This window comes from Tenacibaculum sp. TB-56, assembly GCF_059716275.2.
The window spans coordinates 625660-645400 of sequence record NZ_CM201367.1 but is presented as its reverse complement, the minus strand read 5'-3'; the positions used below and the strand labels follow the sequence as shown (position 1 = coordinate 645400).

Annotated in this window: 18 protein-coding genes and 3 pseudogenes; 16 read left to right on the top strand and 5 right to left on the bottom strand. The window is 33.1% G+C overall.

All coding sequences use genetic code 11. The features are described 5' to 3' along the window. Nucleotides 1-5: 5 nt before the first annotated feature. Nucleotides 6-663: pseudogene (gene mnmC2 / locus AC3VI6_RS03110) on the top strand (tRNA (5-methylaminomethyl-2-thiouridine)(34)-methyltransferase MnmC2). Between the two features lie 179 nt (nt 664-842). Beyond that, nucleotides 843-1562 carry a tRNA1(Val) (adenine(37)-N6)-methyltransferase gene (locus AC3VI6_RS03105; protein WP_435255499.1) on the top strand — a complete coding sequence of 240 codons (720 nt, stop codon included), beginning with the start codon at nt 843-845 and terminating at the stop codon, nt 1560-1562. A 13-nt stretch (nt 1563-1575) separates the two neighbouring features. Here AC3VI6_RS03105 and AC3VI6_RS03100 read toward each other — a convergent pair whose 3' ends face one another. From AC3VI6_RS03100 to AC3VI6_RS03085, 4 genes and pseudogenes are all read right to left on the bottom strand, one after another. After that, nucleotides 1576-2322 carry a DJ-1/PfpI family protein gene (locus AC3VI6_RS03100; RefSeq protein ID WP_497705130.1) on the bottom strand — a complete coding sequence of 249 codons (747 nt, stop codon included), beginning with the start codon at nt 2320-2322 and terminating at the stop codon, nt 1576-1578. 5 nt (nt 2323-2327) lie between these two features. Further along, nucleotides 2328-3602, bottom strand: a complete 1275-nt coding sequence (locus AC3VI6_RS03095) for an NAD(P)/FAD-dependent oxidoreductase (RefSeq protein WP_497705129.1) — start codon at nt 3600-3602, stop codon at nt 2328-2330. 82 nt (nt 3603-3684) lie between these two features. Then, nucleotides 3685-3813 (bottom strand): annotated as a pseudogene (locus tag AC3VI6_RS03090) (Crp/Fnr family transcriptional regulator); the annotation flags it as partial. A gap of 701 nt (nt 3814-4514) precedes the next feature. Then, on the bottom strand, nt 4515-5885 hold the full coding sequence (locus AC3VI6_RS03085; protein ID WP_497705128.1) for a saccharopine dehydrogenase family protein: 1371 nt from the start codon (nt 5883-5885) through the stop codon (nt 4515-4517). A gap of 81 nt (nt 5886-5966) precedes the next feature. Between AC3VI6_RS03085 and AC3VI6_RS03080 the strand changes: the two genes are divergently transcribed. From AC3VI6_RS03080 to AC3VI6_RS03015, 14 genes and pseudogenes are all read left to right on the top strand, one after another. After that, nucleotides 5967-6347, top strand: a complete 381-nt coding sequence (locus AC3VI6_RS03080; protein ID WP_497705127.1) for a DUF423 domain-containing protein — start codon at nt 5967-5969, stop codon at nt 6345-6347. Between the two features lie 86 nt (nt 6348-6433). Beyond that, nucleotides 6434-8043 (top strand): annotated as a pseudogene (gene pckA / locus AC3VI6_RS03075) (phosphoenolpyruvate carboxykinase (ATP)). 78 nt (nt 8044-8121) lie between these two features. Then, the gene (gene ade, locus AC3VI6_RS03070; protein WP_497705126.1) at nt 8122-9744 is read left to right on the top strand and encodes an adenine deaminase; all 1623 of its coding nucleotides are present in this window, start codon (nt 8122-8124) and stop codon (nt 9742-9744) included. 8 nt (nt 9745-9752) lie between these two features. After that, nucleotides 9753-10304 carry a crossover junction endodeoxyribonuclease RuvC gene (ruvC, locus tag AC3VI6_RS03065; protein WP_497705125.1) on the top strand — a complete coding sequence of 184 codons (552 nt, stop codon included), beginning with the start codon at nt 9753-9755 and terminating at the stop codon, nt 10302-10304. A 1-nt stretch (nt 10305) separates the two neighbouring features. Further along, nucleotides 10306-11430, top strand: a complete 1125-nt coding sequence (hemW, locus tag AC3VI6_RS03060; protein WP_497705124.1) for a radical SAM family heme chaperone HemW — start codon at nt 10306-10308, stop codon at nt 11428-11430. 12 nt (nt 11431-11442) lie between these two features. Then, nucleotides 11443-12192 (top strand): cyclase family protein, encoded by a 750-nt coding sequence (locus AC3VI6_RS03055; protein ID WP_497705123.1) that lies wholly within the window; start codon nt 11443-11445, stop codon nt 12190-12192. A 229-nt stretch (nt 12193-12421) separates the two neighbouring features. Continuing rightward, on the top strand, nt 12422-13639 hold the full coding sequence (locus AC3VI6_RS03050) for an MFS transporter (RefSeq protein WP_497705122.1): 1218 nt from the start codon (nt 12422-12424) through the stop codon (nt 13637-13639). Then, entirely contained in the window at nt 13630-14007 is a 378-nt protein-coding gene (locus AC3VI6_RS03045; RefSeq protein WP_497705121.1) for a VOC family protein, read from the top strand. Before AC3VI6_RS03050 ends, AC3VI6_RS03045 begins: the two co-directional genes overlap by 10 nt. Nucleotides 14008-14054: 47 nt before the next feature. After that, the gene (locus AC3VI6_RS03040) at nt 14055-14381 is read left to right on the top strand and encodes a nucleotide pyrophosphohydrolase (RefSeq protein ID WP_435255487.1); all 327 of its coding nucleotides are present in this window, start codon (nt 14055-14057) and stop codon (nt 14379-14381) included. Beyond that, nucleotides 14382-14630, top strand: coding sequence for a hypothetical protein (locus AC3VI6_RS03035; protein ID WP_497705120.1), 249 nt, complete (start codon nt 14382-14384; stop codon nt 14628-14630). It begins immediately after the preceding gene. A gap of 6 nt (nt 14631-14636) precedes the next feature. After that, nucleotides 14637-15866: a 3-phosphoshikimate 1-carboxyvinyltransferase gene (locus AC3VI6_RS03030; protein WP_497705119.1), complete on the top strand. Its 1230-nt coding sequence runs from the start codon at nt 14637-14639 to the stop codon at nt 15864-15866. A 67-nt stretch (nt 15867-15933) separates the two neighbouring features. Then, nucleotides 15934-16983 (top strand): tRNA preQ1(34) S-adenosylmethionine ribosyltransferase-isomerase QueA, encoded by a 1050-nt coding sequence (gene queA / locus AC3VI6_RS03025; protein WP_435255484.1) that lies wholly within the window; start codon nt 15934-15936, stop codon nt 16981-16983. 68 nt (nt 16984-17051) lie between these two features. After that, nucleotides 17052-18092 carry a dual-specificity RNA methyltransferase RlmN gene (gene rlmN, locus AC3VI6_RS03020; RefSeq protein WP_298999232.1) on the top strand — a complete coding sequence of 347 codons (1041 nt, stop codon included), beginning with the start codon at nt 17052-17054 and terminating at the stop codon, nt 18090-18092. 26 nt (nt 18093-18118) lie between these two features. Further along, nucleotides 18119-19096, top strand: coding sequence for a polyprenyl synthetase family protein (locus AC3VI6_RS03015; RefSeq protein ID WP_497705118.1), 978 nt, complete (start codon nt 18119-18121; stop codon nt 19094-19096). 28 nt (nt 19097-19124) lie between these two features. Here AC3VI6_RS03015 and AC3VI6_RS03010 read toward each other — a convergent pair whose 3' ends face one another. Next, nucleotides 19125-19619, bottom strand: a complete 495-nt coding sequence (locus AC3VI6_RS03010; protein ID WP_408036529.1) for a hypothetical protein — start codon at nt 19617-19619, stop codon at nt 19125-19127. Between the last annotated feature and the right edge of the window lie 122 nt (nt 19620-19741).

Here is a 19741-nt window from a genome sequence, read left to right as displayed (position 1 = left end):
AAGGAATAAAAAGAGAAATAATCATAACGTCCGATGGCTCCACTACCATTCACTTACCTGAATGGGATGAGCAATATCATTCTAAACATGGAGCAATACTAGAAGCGTATCATGTGTTTATCAGAAATGGTTTAAGATATGTTGATCACGAGAATATTTCAATTTTAGAAATCGGTTTTGGTACAGGCCTTAATTGTTTTATTACGTTGTTGGAAGCGAAAAGTAAGATTGATTATGTTGGAGTAGAGGCATATCCTGTTGCTAAAGAAGAGGTTGAAAAACTAAATTACGTAACAGAATTAGAGGCTGAAGAACAACAAGAGTTGTTTAATAAAATGCATGAAGTTTCTTGGGAAAAGAAGCATAACATCACTAATAATTTTTCGCTAACAAAACGTAAACAATTTTTTTCTGAAATTACAGATGAAAATCAATTTGATTTGATTTATTTTGATGCCTTCGGAGCAAGGGTACAACCTGAGTTGTGGACGGAAGATATTTTTCGAATTATGTTTGCAGCTCTAAAAGGGGAAGGAGTATTGGTAACCTATTCAGCAAAAGGAAGTGTTAGACGAGCGATGCAAGCAGTAGGTTTTAAAGTAGAACGCTTACCTGGTTCGTCCTGGAAAAATGGAAATGCTTCGGGCAACAAAAATAGTATAAGGTTATTCCGAATTTATCTAGGAATCACATTAAACAAATAAAGGAGAATGGAGTTTAAAAGACGTTTTGGTAATAGAAAAAAAGGAAATCCTAAAAGAGGGTTGTTTCTAGTAATCCTATTAATTATTGTATTGTACTTATTTTTCAATGCAGAAAATATTCTAAGCAGATTTTTATAGATGAAGCCATTTCAGTTTAAGGAGTTTACGGTACATCAAGATAAAACAGCAATGAAAATCGGTACCGATGCGGTATTGTTAGGGGCGTGGTGTGATTTAGGAGAGTTTCCTGATATGTTGTTAGATGTAGGCTCTGGTACAGGAGTTATTTCTTTGATGTTGGCACAACGTAGCGACGCGATGACTATTGATGCGGTAGAGATTGATGAAAATGCTTATGAGCAAACCGTTGAAAATTTCGAGCAATCAGATTGGGGAGATCGTCTTTTTTGTTACAATGCTTCTTTTGTAGAATTTGCAGAAGAAATGGCAGAAGAGGAAGAGCAATACGATGTAATAGTGTCAAATCCGCCATTTTATACGGATGCTTTTGAATCGGAAGACGAAGCACGGAACAAAGCACGATTTACTTCTTCGTTATCTTTTGAAGAATTGCTTGAAGGTGTGAGTAAAATTTTGTCTGAAAATGGTAGATTCTCAACGATTATTCCTTTTAAAGAAGAAGGAAACTTTATTGAGTTAGCAAATAAGTACAGTTTACATCTAAATAGAGTTTGTCGAGTAAAAGGAACACCCGATACAGAGGTTAAACGAAGTTTATTAGAATTATCTTTTGTAGAAACTACAATTCAAGAAGAAGAATTGGTAATTGAAACAAAAAGGCACCAGTACACTGATGCCTATATTAATCTTACAAAAGATTTTTATTTAAAGATGTAAGTTTTAGTAAATGTTAATTTTCCCAGTTTTTAAGCCTGTCCAGATATAAGTAGCTTTCAACAAATTGTCTGTGTTCAACACTTGTCATAATTTCAAGAAGCTCTAAAGCAGAAATATAACTGGCTAAATTTCCGTTGGAAGATAAAAACTTACCATCCTTAACAAAAGTTACCAAGCTGTCGTTTTGTACTTTTAAATTCGGATAGTCTTTTTGTAGTTGCTCACCACCACCAATCCACGTTACGATTTTATGACCATCTGCTACACCAGATTTGCCAATTAAATTAGCTCCAGCACAATTACTAACCGTGTATTGAGTTTCTTGATTTTTAGCTTTTATAAAATCTACCACTTTGTTATTGTGTACTTGCGCATACATATCGTAAGCACTAGGTACAAATAAAGCTGTTAGTTTTGGGCAATTATCAAAAGTAAAGTCAGGAACAAAATGCATTCCTTCTTCAGTAGTAATTGGTTTAGCTTTTTCAGCAATAGCTACTACGTTAAAAAGTTGTTTACCATCTTTGTTTGGTTTTCCAAAAACGTCGGATGTTGCTATAACTTCACCTTGTAAAACACCGTTAAACATTAAAAGTCCGATTGTTGGTAAATCAGGATTGAAGGGTTTTAGATGTTTAGTTAGCGTGTCAGACGGAGATACGATGTCTTCGGAGTTGTTATTACTTTTTGATTTTTCTGAATCACAGCCTATGGCTATAATTGCAAAAACCAACACTATTATAAGACTAATTTTTTTCATCTTTTTTAATTATTATCTCTTGGAGTAGGCTTGATAATCATTCTAAAATATTGGTCTTTGTAAATGTAATAACCAAGCCAGTTGTAAAGTGTTCTTGCTTTGTTTTTAAAGTTTACAAGCCCCATAATATGTACAAAAATCCAAATTAACCAAGCCACAAAACCTTTTAAAGATTGTTTTTGACCAGGAAAATCAAGTACCGCTTTGTTTCGTCCAATAATAGCTAACGAACCCTTGTCGTTGTATTGAAAAGGTTTCCAATTACCATCTTTTCTTTTAAGGTTGTTTGCTAGGTTTTTAGCTTGTTGTAAAGCAGGTTGTGCTAATTGCGGGTGCCCGTTAGGATAGTTTTTATCGCCAGAAATCAAGGCGCAGTCTCCTAACGCATAAATATTATCGTATGAATCTACTAAGTTAAACTGATTTGTTTTTAGCCTTCTGCCAGGGCCAAAACTTTCTTTTGAAAAACCATCGAATGTTTTAGCTGATACCCCAGCTGCCCAAATAAGGTTTTTGGTTTCTATTTTTTCTCCGTTTGATAAATACACGGTTTCACCATCAAAGTCGTTAACCATTGTATTCATAGTCAGAGTTACACCTAGTTCACTTAGCTTTTCAGAAGTGTATTCTTGTGCTTTTTTAGACATAGGAGCTAAAACAGAACTTTGACCATCGATAAGATGTATATCACCAAAATCATTTTCGTCTAATTCAGGGTAATCTTTTATGATGATTGAAGTTTTAATTTCTGATAAAATTCCTGAAAGTTCAACTCCAGTAGGTCCAGCACCAGCAATAACAAAAGTTAAACACTTTTTTCTTTCTTCTGGATCTTGAATTCTCGTAGCACGGTCAAATCGAGTTAAAATAACATTTCTAAGAGACAGAGCGTCGCTAATCGTTTTCATAGGTAAACTGTACTTTTCAATGTTTTTGTTTCCAAAAAAATTACTTTCTGTACCCGTTGCCATTACCAAGATATCATATTCTATTTCTCCATTACTTACCACTATTTTGTTTTCTTCAGGAACCACTCTTTCAAGAGCACCTAGTCGAAAACGAGCGTTTTTAAATTTTCTTAAAATTTTTCTGAATGGGTAACTAATTGCAGAAGGTTCCATAAAACCCGTTGATACTTGGTAGATTAAAGGAGGGAAGAAATTGTAGTTATTACTGTCTACTAAAATAATTTGGTAATCATCTAAATTTCCCAATCCTTTCATAAGTTCTAATCCAGCAAACCCGCCGCCAACAACAACAAGTTTTTTCATATTTTTCATAATAGTATTATGCCCTTAAATTAATATGAGCACAAAGGTAGTTAAGAAGATTTCAGTAAAAAATAAACTAGCTTAAGAAATGTTATTTTCTTTTAATTTCACTCAAGTACTCTGGAGTTAATCCTAAAAAGCTCGCTAATAAATATTGTGGGACTCGTTGTACAAATTCAGGGAATTCTTCTTGAAATCTAAAGTACATTTCTTCTTTAGAGTAGCTGTTGATGTATTTTTTTAAAACACTTTCAGACATTTGTTAGTGTGATGTTGAAGTGTAAAAATACGAACTTTTAGAATGATTTTTTTATGATTGTTGTTGAGTGAGGTTTGTTGATAATAATTCTCGTAAATATTCTACCTCTCCTTTATTTCCTATTCCTTTCATTTCAATTAAATCTCCATTTTTTTTATAGATAATAAGTAAGGAATCTTTACGAGATTCTGCGCCAGAGCGAATAATAGCATTGAGAAGGAAAATAGTTAAAGAGAACTTGCTAGGGATAAATCGAATATCACTAATTTCAGAATAGCGAATATATTGTTTTGAAGCTGATATTTTAAGAAGGTTTGAATGGGATATTTCAATGCCTCTGCTGTCAGCTGTAATTGTATAGGCTTCATCACTTACAAGTAATTGAAAGGATATTATAAGTATACAAATACCGTAAATACTGGGGTTGTCATAAAAGTTGAAAACTAAATAAGATATGATAACTAAACCTATTGTTCTTGAAATTACTCAGGTGATAGAACCTTCTTTGATTTCAATTTTTTTATCCATAATTGTAAAATACGTACAAATAAGTTGTTGGTTACAATTCTTTTTAATGACAATTGAGGATATAAACCAGTATAATACCAGAAAATATCCTCAATTGCTAATTTATTAAAAAAGAGTAAATATTTGAAGTTTAACTACCCTTTTACACTCTCAGGGTTATAACCTAAATAAGGAACTTCTTTTTCTACAAAGGTAATTCCGTAGTCTTCTAATTCTTTTAAAATAGGTTCATACACTTCTTTGTTAATCGGTAATTGTACTCCTGGAGTGGTAATTTCACCATTTAAAATACGTACGGTTGCCATGGCTACAGGTAATCCTACAGTTTTTGCCATAGCAGTATAGGTTTGATCATCACCTTTAATTACCATACTACTTTCTATCTGATGATTTTCTTCCTTGTATTGATATCCAAAAATATGATGCATAACAATCATATCTTTATCATCTTTTTCAAGCGTCCAAGAATCCATTAATATTTTTTGTAAAATTTGAGCAGGAGTTGCGTTTTTCAACCCAACTTTTTTGTTTGGATTGAAAATGTCTAATTCAACAAACTTATCCCACATTAAATCATCTTGGTCAATCTTTAAGTACGAACGGAACTTTAATTCTACTGAATCTGACGGAGAATACGCTAAGAACAGATTGGTGAAATCACGATAGCTCATGTTTTCAGAATCTTCAATAGTGTAAGTGTCATCAGTCATTCCTAATTGAACAAAAACATTCCACGCACGAGAAAAACCAACTTTACGAATGGTTCCGCGGTACATAGTTTTAATATCTTCTAACCCATAAATACTTCTGTATTTTAAAGAGTCTCTGTTAGCATAAGCTTCAAACTTTCCACTTCCGTTAACGGTCATGAACTCCGTTCTTCTAAATAATTTATGATACGGAATGTACTTATAAGTGCCTTCTTGAATAAACATAGAAGCTCCACCTTGACCTGCTAAAACCACATTTCTTGGATTCCAAGTAAATTTGTAGTTCCATAAATTTGTATCACTTTCAGGAGCTACTAATCCACCACAAAACGATTCAAATAAAAGCATTTTTCCTCCTTGATCTTTAATGCGATCAATAACTTGCATAGCACTCATATGGTCGATACCAGGGTCTAGACCAATCTCGTTCATAAATACCAATCCTTTGGCTTTTGCCTCTTCGTTTAAAGCTTTCATTTCATTAGAAATATAAGAAGCTGTTACCATATGCTTTCCGTAGGTAATACAATCTTTAGCTACTTCAATATGAAAACTAGCAGGAAGCATAGAAATTACGATGTCTGCTTTTTGAATAGCGTTAGCACGTTGTTCCTCATTGAAAACGTTTAATTGAATTGCCGTAGCATTTTTATGGTTGTTGATTTTTGATTGTGCACTTTCTAACGAAACGTCGCCAATAGTAATATGTAGGTTTTCTTGTGAAGATTTATCTAATAAATATTTTATAAGTGAAGAGCTCGATCTACCAGCACCAATAATCAATATATTTCTCATTTATAATGTATTTTTGTAGTGGATAATATTTGAGGCGACAATATCGCTAAAAAAGTTTAAAATTAAACAAAAACAGAATAAATGTATAAAAATCTAACAATAGCGACAGTTTTAGGAATGATTGCTGTAATTTTAGGAGCTTTTGGAGCACATGCTTTAAAAGCAAAACTAACACCTGAAGCTCTAGAGAGTTTTGAAACAGCAGTTAGATATCAGTTTTTTCATGTGTTGCTATTGCTTTTCGTAAACATGTACACAGAGTTTACCAATAAAGAAAAAAACAGGATAAGTTATTTTTTAATAGCAGGAATTTTATTATTCTCAGGGTCTATTTATCTAATCTACTTATTAAGTGTACCAGCAAAGTCAATTTGGTTTGTAACACCTTTAGGCGGAGTGCTATTAATTGTTGGTTGGGGATTACTAGCGTATAACTTTTTTAAAAGAGTTGTTAAAAATTAAAGTAGATAAAATCTTTTATTGATATAGCTGTTTAATCAAAAAGAACTATTTTTGTCCAAAATTAAACACAACTAAAATTTTTTAAGATGACAAATCTTGATACGAAAACGATATCGTTAGATAACTTAGGCATAAAAGACGCTACGGTTCGTTATCAATTAACTTCAGACGAGTTACACGACATCACTATTGAAAAAGGACAAGGAAAAGAAACTAGTTTTGGAGCTATAGCTGTTAATACAGGTGAGTTTACAGGACGTTCTCCTATGGATCGTTTTATCGTTAAAGATGATATTACGAAAGATGAGGTATGGTGGGGAAATATCAATATTCCTTTTGATTCAGAAAAATTTGACAAGTTATACGATAAAGTAACTAACTATTTATCAAATAAAGAGGTGTTTGTACGTGACAGTTATGCATGTGCAGATGAAGATTATAAATTAAATATTCGTGTAGTAAACGAATATCCTTGGAGTAACATGTTTGCTTACAACATGTTTTTACGTCCAACTGCAGAAGAGTTAAAAACTTTTTCTCCAGAATGGACAGTAATTAACGCTCCAGGTTTTATGGCAGATCCAGAAGTAGATGGAACTCGCCAACATAATTTTGCAATCTTAAACTTCGGAAAGAAAATCGCATTAATTGGTGGTACAGGATATACAGGAGAGATTAAGAAAGGTATTTTTTCTGCGTTAAACTTTATTTTACCAGTATTTAAAAACACGTTACCAATGCACTGTTCTGCAAACGTTGGTAAAGATGGTGATACTGCTATTTTCTTCGGATTATCAGGTACAGGTAAAACTACCTTATCTACCGATCCTAACCGTAGTTTAATTGGTGATGATGAGCATGGTTGGACTGCAGAAAACACAATCTTTAACTTTGAAGGTGGATGTTACGCAAAAGTAATCGACTTATCTCAAGAAAAAGAACCAGAAATTTACGGAGCTATCAAAAGAGGAGCAATCCTTGAAAATATAGTAATGGATGATAAAGGAAATGTTGATTTTGCTGATACTTCTATTACGCAAAATACACGTGTGAGTTATCCAATTTACCATATTGAAAATATTCAAACTCCATCAATTGGTAAAAACCCTAAGAACATCTTCTTTTTAACAGCAGATGCTTTTGGAGTATTGCCTCCAATCTCAAAATTAACACCAGGTCAAGCGGCTTATCACTTCATTTCTGGTTATACAGCTAAAGTAGCAGGTACAGAAGCAGGTGTAACAGAGCCACAACCAAGTTTCTCGGCATGTTTTGGTGCGCCATTTATGCCATTACACCCAACTCGTTACGCAGAAATGTTAAGTGAGAAAATGAAAGAAACAGGTGTAAACGTTTGGTTAGTAAACACAGGTTGGACAGCAGGCAACCTTACGGAGTTGGTCACAGAATGAAATTAAAGTACACGCGTGCAATGATTAATGCAGCGTTAAACGGAGAGTTAGGAAGTACTCCAGAAGATTTCAGAATTCACTCTGTATTTGGATTAGCGCAACCAAGAACGTGCCCAGGAGTTCCAGACGAGTTATTAAGTCAACGTAAAGCTTGGAACAATGATGAAGAATATTACAAAACTGCACATAAATTAGCAGATTCGTTTAGAAACAACTTTAAGAAGTTTGAAGAATATGCGAATGATGAAATTTTAGCGGGAGGTCATCCTGCAGCAGAAAAATAAAACTTTAAAAAGCATCCAATTTGGATGCTTTTTTTATGCATAAATACTATGTATTTTAGCATAGCTAAATAGTAAGACATGATAGTACAAGGAAATATAGTTGATATACAAAACAAGAGAATTTTTAAAGGAGAAGTTGAGGTTGAAGCGGGAAAGATTTTACAAATTAGAGAAGTTGGGCATGCTGTAGAAAACTATATTTTACCTGGATTTATCGATGCTCATATTCATATAGAAAGTTCGATGTTGGTGCCGTCCGAGTTTGCAAAAATAGCCGTTACTCATGGTACTGTAGCAACGGTGTCTGACCCGCATGAAATAGCTAATGTGTTAGGAGTGAAAGGAGTGGATTTCATGATTGAAAACGGAAAGAAGGTTCCGTTAAAATTTAGTTTTGGAGCACCATCCTGTGTGCCAGCGACTTCTTTTGAAAGTGCAGGAGCAGTGATAGATTCAGAAGATATCAAAAAGATGATGCAGAATCCTGATATCAAATATTTAGCAGAAATGATGAATTACCCAGGAGTCATTTATCAAGATGAAGAAGTGTTGAAAAAAATCGCTTGGGCAAAACATTACAATAAACCAGTTGATGGACATGCGCCAGGATTAAGAGGTGAAGATTTAGATAAATATATAGCGGCAGGAATCTATACCGATCACGAATGTTTTACTTATGAAGAAGGTTTAGAAAAACTTCAAAAAGGAATGAAAGTCATCATTCGAGAAGGAAGTGCTGCGAAAAATTTTGAAGCATTGATCGATTTACTTCCTGAACATTATGAAAATATGATGTTTTGCTCCGATGACAAACATCCTGACGATTTGTTGTTAGGACATATCAACCAGTTATGTGAGCGTGCTATAGCTAAAGGGATGGATGTCTATAAAGTATTACAGGCTGCTTGTATAAATCCTGTAGAGCATTACAATCTCGATGTTGGGACTTTAAATGAAGGAGATGATGCCGATTTTATTGTGGTGAAAGACTTACAAAAGTTTGAAGTGCTACAAACCTATATTAATGGAGAATTAGTGGCTGAAAATGGAAAATCATTTGTAGAACATGTAGATTTTGAAGTGTTGAATAATTTTGATACTAATGCAAAAAATGTAGCTGATTTTGAATTTCATTCAGCATCTGAAAAGATTCGAGTGATTGAAGCTTTAGATGGAGAATTAGTAACAAATGAAATAGAAGCAGATTCGTTAATTAAAGACGGAAATTTAGTTTCAGATGTAGCAAACGATGTGTTAAAAATGACCGTAGTAAATCGTTATCAAAATGCGGAACCTTCTATAGCTTTTATTAAAAATTTTGGATTAAATGATGGAGCGATAGCGAGTTCTGTAGGGCATGATTCTCATAATATCATTTCTGTCGGGGTATCGGATGAATTGATTTGTAAAGCAGTGAACTTACTGATTGAAAATAAAGGAGGGGTTTGTGCGGTAACCTCTACTGAAGAAAAAGTGGTACCACTTCCTGTGGCAGGAATCATGTCTGATAAACCAGCGGTTGAAATAGGAAAAGCCTATGCAGAGTTGGATGCGATGGCAAAGCAATTAGGTAGCAAATTACGCGCTCCGTATATGACCTTATCTTTTATGGCGTTGTTAGTAATTCCATCCTTAAAACTATCTGACAAAGGATTGTTTGATGGAAATACATTTAAATTTACTTCTTTAGAAGTTAAATAAACGAGAGTTTGAAGACAGAGAAAATTATATTAGGTATTGACCCAGGAACCTCCATTATGGGGTTTGGAATTATAAAGGTGGTAGGAAAAAAGATGGAATTTGTTCAAATGAACGAATTACTCTTAAAAAAATATGATGATCATTACTTAAAATTGAAAATCATTTTTGAGCGTACTATTGAGTTGATAGATACCTATAATCCAGATGAAATTGCGTTGGAAGCTCCTTTTTTTGGAAAGAATGTACAATCCATGTTAAAACTAGGACGTGCACAAGGAGTAGCTATGGCAGCAGGATTATCGCGTCAAATTCCTGTAACGGAGTATGCGCCTAAAAAAATAAAAATGGCAATTACAGGTAAAGGTACCTCTAGTAAAGAACAAGTAGCGTTAATGCTAAAATCGCTATTAAACTTAAAAGAGTTGCCTAAAAACTTAGATGCCACTGATGGTTTGGCAGCTGCCGTATGTCATTACTATAATTCAGGAACGAAAGTTGGAGGTAAAAACTATACAGGTTGGGCAGCGTTTGTAAAACAGAACCCAGGAAAAGTGAAATAATTTGGCAGGAATTTATCTACATATCCCATTTTGTAAGCAAGCGTGCTATTATTGCGATTTTCACTTTTCTACATCTTTAAAAAAGAAAGAAGAGTTAGTTGCTTGCTTAGTAAAAGAGCTAGAATTACGAAAGGAAGAACTACAAAATGAAGAGATAGAAACCATCTATTTTGGAGGAGGAACTCCAAGTTTATTGTCTATTCAAGAAATAGAGTTGTTACTGACATCTATCTATGAAAATTATACAGTAGTAACAAATCCAGAAATTACTTTAGAGGCCAACCCAGATGATTTATCAGAGGAGAAAATAATTGAGTTGTCTAAAACTCCAATTAACCGATTAAGTATTGGAATTCAATCTTTTTTTGAAGAAGATTTACAATTGATGAACCGTGCTCATAATGCACAAGAAGCAAAAAATTGCTTGTCTGTAGCGACACGCTACTTTGATAATATTACAATCGATTTGATTTACGGAGTTCCAAATATGAGTAATGAACGTTGGAGAGAAAATCTGCAAATAGCTTTCGATTTCGGTATCAATCATATTTCATCTTATGCACTTACTGTTGAGCCAAAAACGGCTTTAGATTCTTTTATTAAGCAAGGGAAGTATCCTGATGTTGATGAAACGGTAGCCAAAGAACATTTTGATATTTTGGTAGCAGAAACAGCAAAAAACGGATTTGTACACTACGAAATTTCCAACTTTGGAAAACCAAATTATTTTTCAAAACACAATACTAGTTATTGGTTAGGAAAAAAATATATGGGAATTGGTCCTTCTGCACACTCGTTTAATAAAACACACCGTAGTTGGAATGTAGCTAACAATGCAAAATATATAAAAGCAATTCAAGAAGGAAAACTCCCTTTAGAGCAAGAGAAGCTCACTGTAAAAGATCAGTTTAATGAATATTTAATGACAGGGTTAAGAACCATTTGGGGAGTGTCATTAGAAAAAATAGTACAGGATTTTGGAGAAGAGTTTAGAGAGGAACTTCTTAAAAATACTGAGAAGTTTATTAATCAAGGTCTACTAGTCATTACAAATGAAGTTTTGAAGACTACAGAAAAGGGAAAGTTCTTAGCAGATGGGTTGTCTAGCGAGTTGTTTATAATTTAATTATATTTGAGTATGGTAGCAACAATTGAATACAACTCAAAAAAATATAAAATTGATTTATCAAAACCACTTGATATTTCAATAGCGATTGATACAACCAAAGAGAATGTAAATGCTTGGTATCTTGACGATCCTAAAATATTTCCTGTTTCGGATGGAGCTTGGACAGGAAGTGTTCAGCAAGGGGCAGATGTGAATTTCAACAATATACAATTCAATCCGCACTCACATATCACACACACAGAGTGTGTAGGACATATTACTGAAGAAGTACATTCGATAAATAAAAACTTAGAAAAGTTTTTCTTTCTGGCAGAAGTAGTTACCATTGCTCCAGAACAAGTAGAAAATAAAGATTTTGTAATTTCTAAAAAGCAACTGCAATATGCTTTAGGAAATAAAAAAAGAGATGCTATTGTAATTAGAACAATTCCGAATTTGTCAGAAAAAAAATCGATGCGATACTCTCATACCAATCCGCCTTATTTGTTAGAAGAAGCTTCAGAGTATCTCAAAGAAAAAGGAATAGAGCATTTGTTGATTGATTTACCTTCGGTAGATAAAGAGAAGGACGAAGGAAAATTACTAGCACACAATGCTTTTTGGAATACAAAGGGAATAATTAGAATGCAGGCAACCATTACTGAATTTATTTATGTGTCAAATAAAATTAAGGATGGAACCTATTTTTTAAACCTAATGATAGCACCGTTTGAAAATGATGCTACGCCAAGTAAACCAGTGCTTTACGAAATTATTTAACCTTTTTTGTGTTGATGTAATTATTTTTTTACTAGTTTTACAATTCAATAATTAAGAAAATGACAATTTTTAATACATATAAGCAATGTAAATCGACTGTGGTGAGACACAGGACAGATCGGGCTATGTATGTATTATAATTATGTTTATATAAAATATAACGATAATAAAAAGTCCGACTTCATAGTCGGACTTTTTATTTTTATATCAACAATCAACACCAAACCACATGAAAAAACTTTATTTTAATTATTTAGATACTTTCAAAGGTCTCTCAAGCGAAGTATGGTGGCTCGCTTTAATAACTTTAATAAACAGAGCAGGTACAATGGTAATTCCGTTTATGTCATTGTATTTGAGAGAAAGTTTACATTTTTCCTTAAATGATGTAGGTTGGATTATGACTTGCTTCGGGTTAGGGTCTGTTGCAGGATCTTGGTTAGGAGGAAAACTAGCGGACAAAATAGGGTTTTACAAGGTGATGAAAACCAGTTTGTTTTTAACAGGATTACTTTTTATAGCCTTACAATTTGTAGAAACTTTTTGGGGATTTTGTATTGGTATTTTTTTGGTAATGCTAGTTGCTGATACTTTTAGACCTGCTATGTTTGTGGCTTTGAATACTTATAGTAAACCAGAAAATAAAACACGTTCGGTAACCTTAATCCGTTTGGCAATTAATTTAGGTTTTTCTGCAGGTCCCGCTGTTGGAGGATTAATAATAACCTCAATGGGTTATAGCGGATTGTTTTGGGTAGATGGAATTACTTGTGTTTTAGCAACTATATTATTGGTAAATGTATTGCATCCTAAAAAGGCAAGAGTGTTAGATGAAACAAAAGCAGAAAATCCAGAGTCTGTATTTTCAGATAAGGCTTTTTGGGTGTTCTTTGTAGGAATGTTTGTTTTCGGATTTATCTTCTTGCAATATTTTTCTACCATGCCGCTGTATTACAAAGATGTACATCATTTAACAGAATTAGAAATCGGACTATTAATGGGAATGAACGGTTTTTTCATTTTTCTATTAGAAATGCCTTTGATTACTTGGTTAGAAAAAAGTAAGTATTCCAAAGAGTTCTTAATGTTTTTTGGTTTACTACTTACAGGCTTAAGTTTTGTGGTAATCAACTTAACAGGTTGGGGTGGAATTTTAATTGTAGGAATGTTGTTGATGACTATTGGTGAAATGATTGCATTTCCTTTTTCAAACGCCTTTGTAATGGAGCGAGCCAAAAAAGGAAACCAAGGAGAGTATATGGCGTATTATAGTATTGCATTTTCAATGTCTCATATTTTTGGGCATAATTCAGGAATGCAATTAATAGATAATATTGGGTTTGACAATACATGGAATTTTATGATTGTATTATCAGGAATAGGGGTGTTGTTTTTATTTATGTTAATGCGAATTGTAAAAAGAGAAAAAGTAATAGCATGGACTTAAATCAAGTAACAATTCCGTCTGTAAATGTAAGTGTATCTGTACTATTTTATAAAAAATTAGGCTTGCATCTTATTGTAGATGCAAGTCCTAGATATGTACGATTTGAAGTGCCTGATGGTAATGCAACTTTCTCAATTCATCAAGTAGAAAAGTTGTCCAAAGGAGAAGGTATTACATTGTATTTTGAAGAGGATAATTTAGATGAATTAGTAGAGAAATTACAAGAAAAAGGAATTCAATTCACCCAATTACCTAAAGATCAAACATGGTTATGGAGAGAAGCCCATTTGTTAGATCCAGATGGTAATAAATTAATTCTGTTTAAAGCAGGAGAACACAGAAAAAATCCGCCTTGGCGAATCAATTAAGAAATAGAAGTTTTTATCTTTGAATATTTAATAAGAAAGCAGAAAATATGAATATTCAAGACGCACAAAAACAAGTAGATGAATGGATTAAAAACCATGGGGTTCGTTACTTTAATGAGCTAACAAACATGGCGCAATTAACTGAAGAAGTAGGTGAGGTTGCTCGAATTATTGCGCGTCGTTATGGTGAACAAAGCGAAAAAGAAAGCGACAAGAATAAAGATTTAGGGGAAGAATTAGCGGATGTAATGTTTGTGGTATTATGTTTAGCAAATCAAACAGGAGTTAACTTACAAGAAGCGTTTGATAAGAAATTAGATTTAAAAACCAAACGAGACCACGACCGTCATCATAACAACGAAAAATTACAATAAATGAGTCTTATAAAAAATATACAAAAAGGAAGCTTTTGGATTAATGTAGTAAAAGTAGGAACCCCTTTTTTAGTTGTTGTAGCATTGTTTTCTCTGTTGTTTAAAACAGGAGGCGCTATTTTTTCTGGGGACTTTGAAACTGTTTATAATGTGCATTTTGCAAACAAACAATGGATTCGTTTTTGGTTAAGTAAAATTGTTATTACAGCAATTTACAGTATATACCTAGTTAACAAGAAAATGAAGTAAACTTCAATGGATTTAAAGTTAAAAACAGAACTGTTTGCATCAGGTAAAGAAATTACAATTTCAGGCTCAAAAAGTGAATCAAACCGATTGTTGATTTTAGAGCAATTGTATCCGAGTTTGCAGATTGAAAATTTATCAGATTCTGACGATACGCATCATTTACAAGACGCATTATCGTCGAGTAGTGACGTAGCTGATATCGGTCATGCAGGAACTGCTATGCGTTTTTTAACGGCCTTTTTTGCAACGAAAGAAGGAGTAACGAAAGTATTGCAAGGTTCAGAACGCATGCATAATCGACCAATTGAAATTTTGGTCAACGCACTTCGTGATTTAGAAGCAGATATAGAATATGTAGAGAAGGAAGGATATCCACCACTTAAAATAACAGGTAAGAAGCTAACCCAAAGTAAAGTTTCAATTAACGGAAATGTGAGTAGTCAATATATTTCTGCGTTGATGTTGATTGCTCCTAGTTTACAAAACGGATTGGAGATTGAGTTGGTAGGCAAAATTACTTCAGTTCCTTATATCAATATGACGTTGCAGTTGTTGCATCAATTAGAGATTGAAGCTGAGTTTGAAGGACAGTTCATTAAAATTAAGCCCAAATCAATCGTAAAAGAACAAACAATTGTTGTAGAATCTGACTGGAGTTCGGCGTCTTATTTTTATTCGATGATTGCGTTGAGTGATGTAGGTTCTTCTGTAAAGTTATCAGCATATAAAAAAGACAGTTTACAAGGAGATAGTTGTTTGGCTAAGATTTATCAACATTTTGGAGTAAGTACCACTTTTGAAGAAAATTCCATAACGTTAACTAAAGAAAGACAACATAATTCAAATGTGTTAGAGCAAGATTTAAAAAGTGCTCCAGATATTGCTCAAACCATTGCAGTTACTTGCTTTGGATTAGGAATAGCTTGCGATTTATCAGGATTACATACATTAAAAATCAAAGAAACAGATCGCTTAGAAGCCTTACGTGAAGAGTTAACAAAATTAGGAGCTATTATTTCGGTAACTAATGAGAGTTTACATTTAAAAGCTTCCGAAGTAATTAAAGATAATATTCAGATAGCAACCTATAACGATCATCGAATGGCAATGGCATTTGCTCCGTTAGCTTTAAAAGTTCCGATAGAAATTTTAGAAGCTGAGGTGGTAACAAAATCATATCGAAGTTTTTGGGAAGATATGGCTATTGTTGGAATAAAAAGTGAAGAGATAAAATAAACAGGCAATCACTTGACAACCCCTATGTTGAAATTGTATATTTGCCTCCGTTAAGAAAATTTTACAAATGAAATTATCAAATTTTGATTTTGACTTGCCAAAGGAATTATTGGCAGAATACCCATCAGAGCATAGAGATGAAGCACGTTTAATGGTATTACATCGTGATACTCAAAAAATTGAGCATAAGTTGTTTAGAGACTTAATCGATTATTTTGATGAAGGAGATGTAATGATGTTAAACAATACGAAAGTATTTCCTGCTCGTATGTACGGAAATAAAGAAAAAACAGGAGCTCGTATTGAAGTATTCTTATTACGCGAATTAAATGCTGAAAATCGTTTGTGGGATGTATTAGTAGATCCGGCAAGAAAAATAAGAATAGGAAACAAATTATTCTTTGGAGATGATGATAGTTTAGTAGCAGAAGTAATTGATAATACAACTTCTCGTGGTAGAACGTTACGTTTCTTATTTGACGGTTCTTACGAAGAATTTAGACAAAAATTAATCGATTTAGGAGAAACTCCGTTACCAAAATATATCAAGCGAGAGGTAGAGCCACAAGATGAAGAGCGTTACCAAACAATATTTGCTAAGCACGAAGGTGCGGTAGCAGCTCCAACAGCTGGTTTACACTTTTCTAAACACTTAATGAAACGTTTAGAGATTAAAGGAGTAGATTTTGCTGAAACTACTTTACACGTTGGATTGGGAACATTCAACCCTGTGGAAGTAGAAGATTTATCTAAACACAAAATGGATTCTGAGCAAATCATTATTCCGCAAGCAAGTGCAGATATCGTAAACAAAGCAATAGAAGAAAAGAGAAGAGTTTGTGCTGTAGGTACTACGGTAATGAGAACTGTTGAGTCTTCTGTATCTTCTAGCAAGCAATTAAATGCTTATGAAGGATGGACAAACAAATTTATTTTCCCTCCATACGATTTTAGCATTGCTAACTGTATGGTAACAAACTTTCACACACCAAAATCTACCTTATTAATGATGGTTTCAGCATTTGCAGGTCACGATTTTATGATGGAAGCTTACCAAGAAGCAATCAAAGAAAAATATAAATTTTACTCGTACGGAGATGCGATGTTAATTTTATAGAATAACTTTTATAATCATTAGCAAAACCTCACAAGTAACTTGTGAGGTTTTGTGTATTTTTGTACCTGATGACAGCGAAGAAAAAAGACATACGAGCATTAACGAAAGAACAACTACGTGATTTTTTTGTAGAGAATGGTGATAAAGCCTTTCGAGGAAATCAGGTATATGAATGGTTATGGCATAAAGCGGCTCATTCGTTTGATGATATGACAAGTTTATCAAAAGCAACACGTCAAATGTTAGATGATAATTTTGTAATAAATCATATTGAAGTTGATGCAATGCAACGTAGTAATGATGGTACGATAAAAAATGCTATCAAATTACACGATGGATTGATTGTTGAGTCGGTTTTGATTCCTACAGAAACAAGAACAACCGCTTGTGTGTCAAGTCAGGTAGGTTGTAGTTTAGATTGTAAATTTTGTGCCACTGCGCGTTTAAAACGTATGCGTAATTTGAATGCTGATGAAATTTACGATCAAGTAGTTGCCATTGATAAACAAAGTAGGTTGTACCATAATCATAAATTATCAAATATTGTGTTTATGGGAATGGGAGAACCTTTAATGAATTACAATAATGTTATCAAGGCAATTGATAAAATTACCTCACCAGAGGGCTTAGGAATGGCTGCTCGTAGAATTACTGTGTCTACTTCAGGAGTTCCTAAAATAATAAAGAAGATGGCAGATGATGAGGTACGTTTTAACTTGGCAGTTTCGTTACATTCAGCCATAGAAGAAGTTCGAACTTCGATTATGCCATTTAATGCTACATTTCCGTTAAAAGATTTACGAGAAGCATTGGAATATTGGTATGAAAAAACCAAACGAAAAGTAACTTATGAATATGTAGTTTGGAACGGAATTAACGATCGTAAAGAAGATATCAATGCGTTGGTTGAATTCTGTAAATACATTCCGTGTAAAGTTAATTTAATTGAATACAACCCGATTGATGATGGCGAGTTTCAACAAGCTTCAGAAAGAGCTATCAATAACTACATTTCTAATTTAGAAATGAATGATATTGTGGTGAATGTACGTCGTTCTAGAGGTAAAGATATTGACGCTGCTTGCGGACAATTAGCGAATAAAAGTTAGGTATTTATTTCTTACATTTGCTAGCCATGAAGCCAGTAGAGCAAATAAAACTTCCCATAGCAAAAGAAATGGAACTCTTTGAAACTAAGTTCAAAGATTCGATGCTATCTAAAATTCCATTATTAAACAGAATTACGTATTATATCGTTCGTAGAAAAGGAAAACAGATGCGACCAATGTTTGTGTTTTTGGTTGCAAAAATGGTTTCTAACGGAGGATTTGATGAACGTACCTATCGTGGGGCGTCAGTAGTAGAGTTAATCCATACTGCAACATTAGTACACGATGATGTGGTTGACGATAGTAATCGTCGTAGAGGATTCTTTTCAATGAATGCCTTATGGAAAAATAAAATAGCTGTTTTAGTAGGTGATTATTTACTTTCTAAAGGATTATTACTTTCTATAGATAATGAAGATTTTGACTTGCTGAAATTGATTTCGATTGCGGTACGTGAAATGAGTGAAGGCGAGTTATTACAAATTGAAAAAGCACGTAAATTAGATATTACTGAAGAGGTGTATTTTGAAATTATTCGCCAAAAAACAGCCACTTTAATAGCGGCGTGCTGTGGAATTGGTGCAGCTTCGGTAGGAGCGAACAATGAAACAGTCCAACAAATGCGTAAGTTTGGAGAGTACATTGGTATTGCATTCCAAATTAAAGATGATTTATTCGATTACACAGAGGATAAAATAGGAAAACCTACCGGTATAGATATCAAAGAACAAAAAATGACACTTCCGTTAATTTATACCTTGAATAATTGCTCTAAAAAAGAAAAATCTTGGTTGATTAACTCTGTTAAAAAGCACAACACTAATAAAAAGCGAGTAAAAGAAGTGATTGCCTTTGTAAAACAAAATGGAGGATTAGAATACACCACAGCTAAAATGTTGGATTACAAAAATAAAGCCCTCGCAATTTTAGATAATTACCCAGATTCTGACTACAAAAAATCACTACTTCAAATGATTGATTATGTTGTAGAGAGAAAGATATAACCCTGTGAATAAATTAAATTTTAGTTTTTTATTTGGTATTTTCTACATACGCTTCATATTTTGTCTTCTCATCTTTAGATATGTCTTTTAAATGATTTATTATATCATTAGTTAATTGATGTAACTTAAATGTATAGTTGCGATTTTTTATGTTTTTATTTACAGTATAGGTTAAAATGAATAAAATCATACTGGTAGAAAAGAAAATGTAAGAAAATATATTATGATTTAATAAAAGAACCGTTTTATTATCTTGAGATAGTGAAGATTTAGTTGATTTCTCTATGATAGAAATTATAAGTTCCGGGAAGAAGAAAATTATAGAAAAGCTAACTGTTAAAATTGACAGTAAAAGCAAAATAATTTTAAAAGAGTTTAAAGAAAAATCTTTGATACTTTTAAAAATAGATTTTTCTTCTATTTTTTTAAAAGTATTTTCAAATTCACGTATTTTTTGGTCTGTAATTTGGATTTTATAAAGCTTGTAATTACGAATTTCTTCTGTAATTCTATTATTTTCCATAGCCTATGTTATTTTTTGTCAATTATACAAAAAACTTGTAATTCGACAGTCAAGTTTTTTACGAGAATTGATTGTTGTTTATTTAAACAAAAACCTCGAGATAATTTAATTCTCGAGGTTTT

Bases quoted from the DNA above. Each gene is read 5' to 3' on its own strand.
- AC3VI6_RS03100 (WP_497705130.1), bottom strand. From the start codon at position 2,322: ATGAAAAAAATTAGTCTTATAATAGTGTTGGTTTTTGCAATTATAGCC.
- AC3VI6_RS03050 (WP_497705122.1), top strand. From the start codon at position 12,422: ATGAAAAAACTTTATTTTAATTATTTAGATACTTTCAAAGGTCTCTCA.
- AC3VI6_RS03085 (WP_497705128.1), bottom strand. From the start codon at position 5,885: ATGAGAAATATATTGATTATTGGTGCTGGTAGATCGAGCTCTTCACTT.
- AC3VI6_RS03105 (WP_435255499.1), top strand. From the start codon at position 843: ATGAAGCCATTTCAGTTTAAGGAGTTTACGGTACATCAAGATAAAACA.
- AC3VI6_RS03040 (WP_435255487.1), top strand. From the start codon at position 14,055: ATGAATATTCAAGACGCACAAAAACAAGTAGATGAATGGATTAAAAAC.
- AC3VI6_RS03030 (WP_497705119.1), top strand. From the start codon at position 14,637: ATGGATTTAAAGTTAAAAACAGAACTGTTTGCATCAGGTAAAGAAATT.
- AC3VI6_RS03095 (WP_497705129.1), bottom strand. From the start codon at position 3,602: ATGAAAAATATGAAAAAACTTGTTGTTGTTGGCGGCGGGTTTGCTGGA.
- AC3VI6_RS03010 (WP_408036529.1), bottom strand. From the start codon at position 19,619: ATGGAAAATAATAGAATTACAGAAGAAATTCGTAATTACAAGCTTTAT.
- AC3VI6_RS03035 (WP_497705120.1), top strand. From the start codon at position 14,382: ATGAGTCTTATAAAAAATATACAAAAAGGAAGCTTTTGGATTAATGTA.
- queA (WP_435255484.1), top strand. From the start codon at position 15,934: ATGAAATTATCAAATTTTGATTTTGACTTGCCAAAGGAATTATTGGCA.
- rlmN (WP_298999232.1), top strand. From the start codon at position 17,052: ATGACAGCGAAGAAAAAAGACATACGAGCATTAACGAAAGAACAACTA.
- ade (WP_497705126.1), top strand. From the start codon at position 8,122: ATGATAGTACAAGGAAATATAGTTGATATACAAAACAAGAGAATTTTT.
- AC3VI6_RS03080 (WP_497705127.1), top strand. From the start codon at position 5,967: ATGTATAAAAATCTAACAATAGCGACAGTTTTAGGAATGATTGCTGTA.
- AC3VI6_RS03045 (WP_497705121.1), top strand. From the start codon at position 13,630: ATGGACTTAAATCAAGTAACAATTCCGTCTGTAAATGTAAGTGTATCT.
- AC3VI6_RS03055 (WP_497705123.1), top strand. From the start codon at position 11,443: ATGGTAGCAACAATTGAATACAACTCAAAAAAATATAAAATTGATTTA.
- AC3VI6_RS03015 (WP_497705118.1), top strand. From the start codon at position 18,119: ATGAAGCCAGTAGAGCAAATAAAACTTCCCATAGCAAAAGAAATGGAA.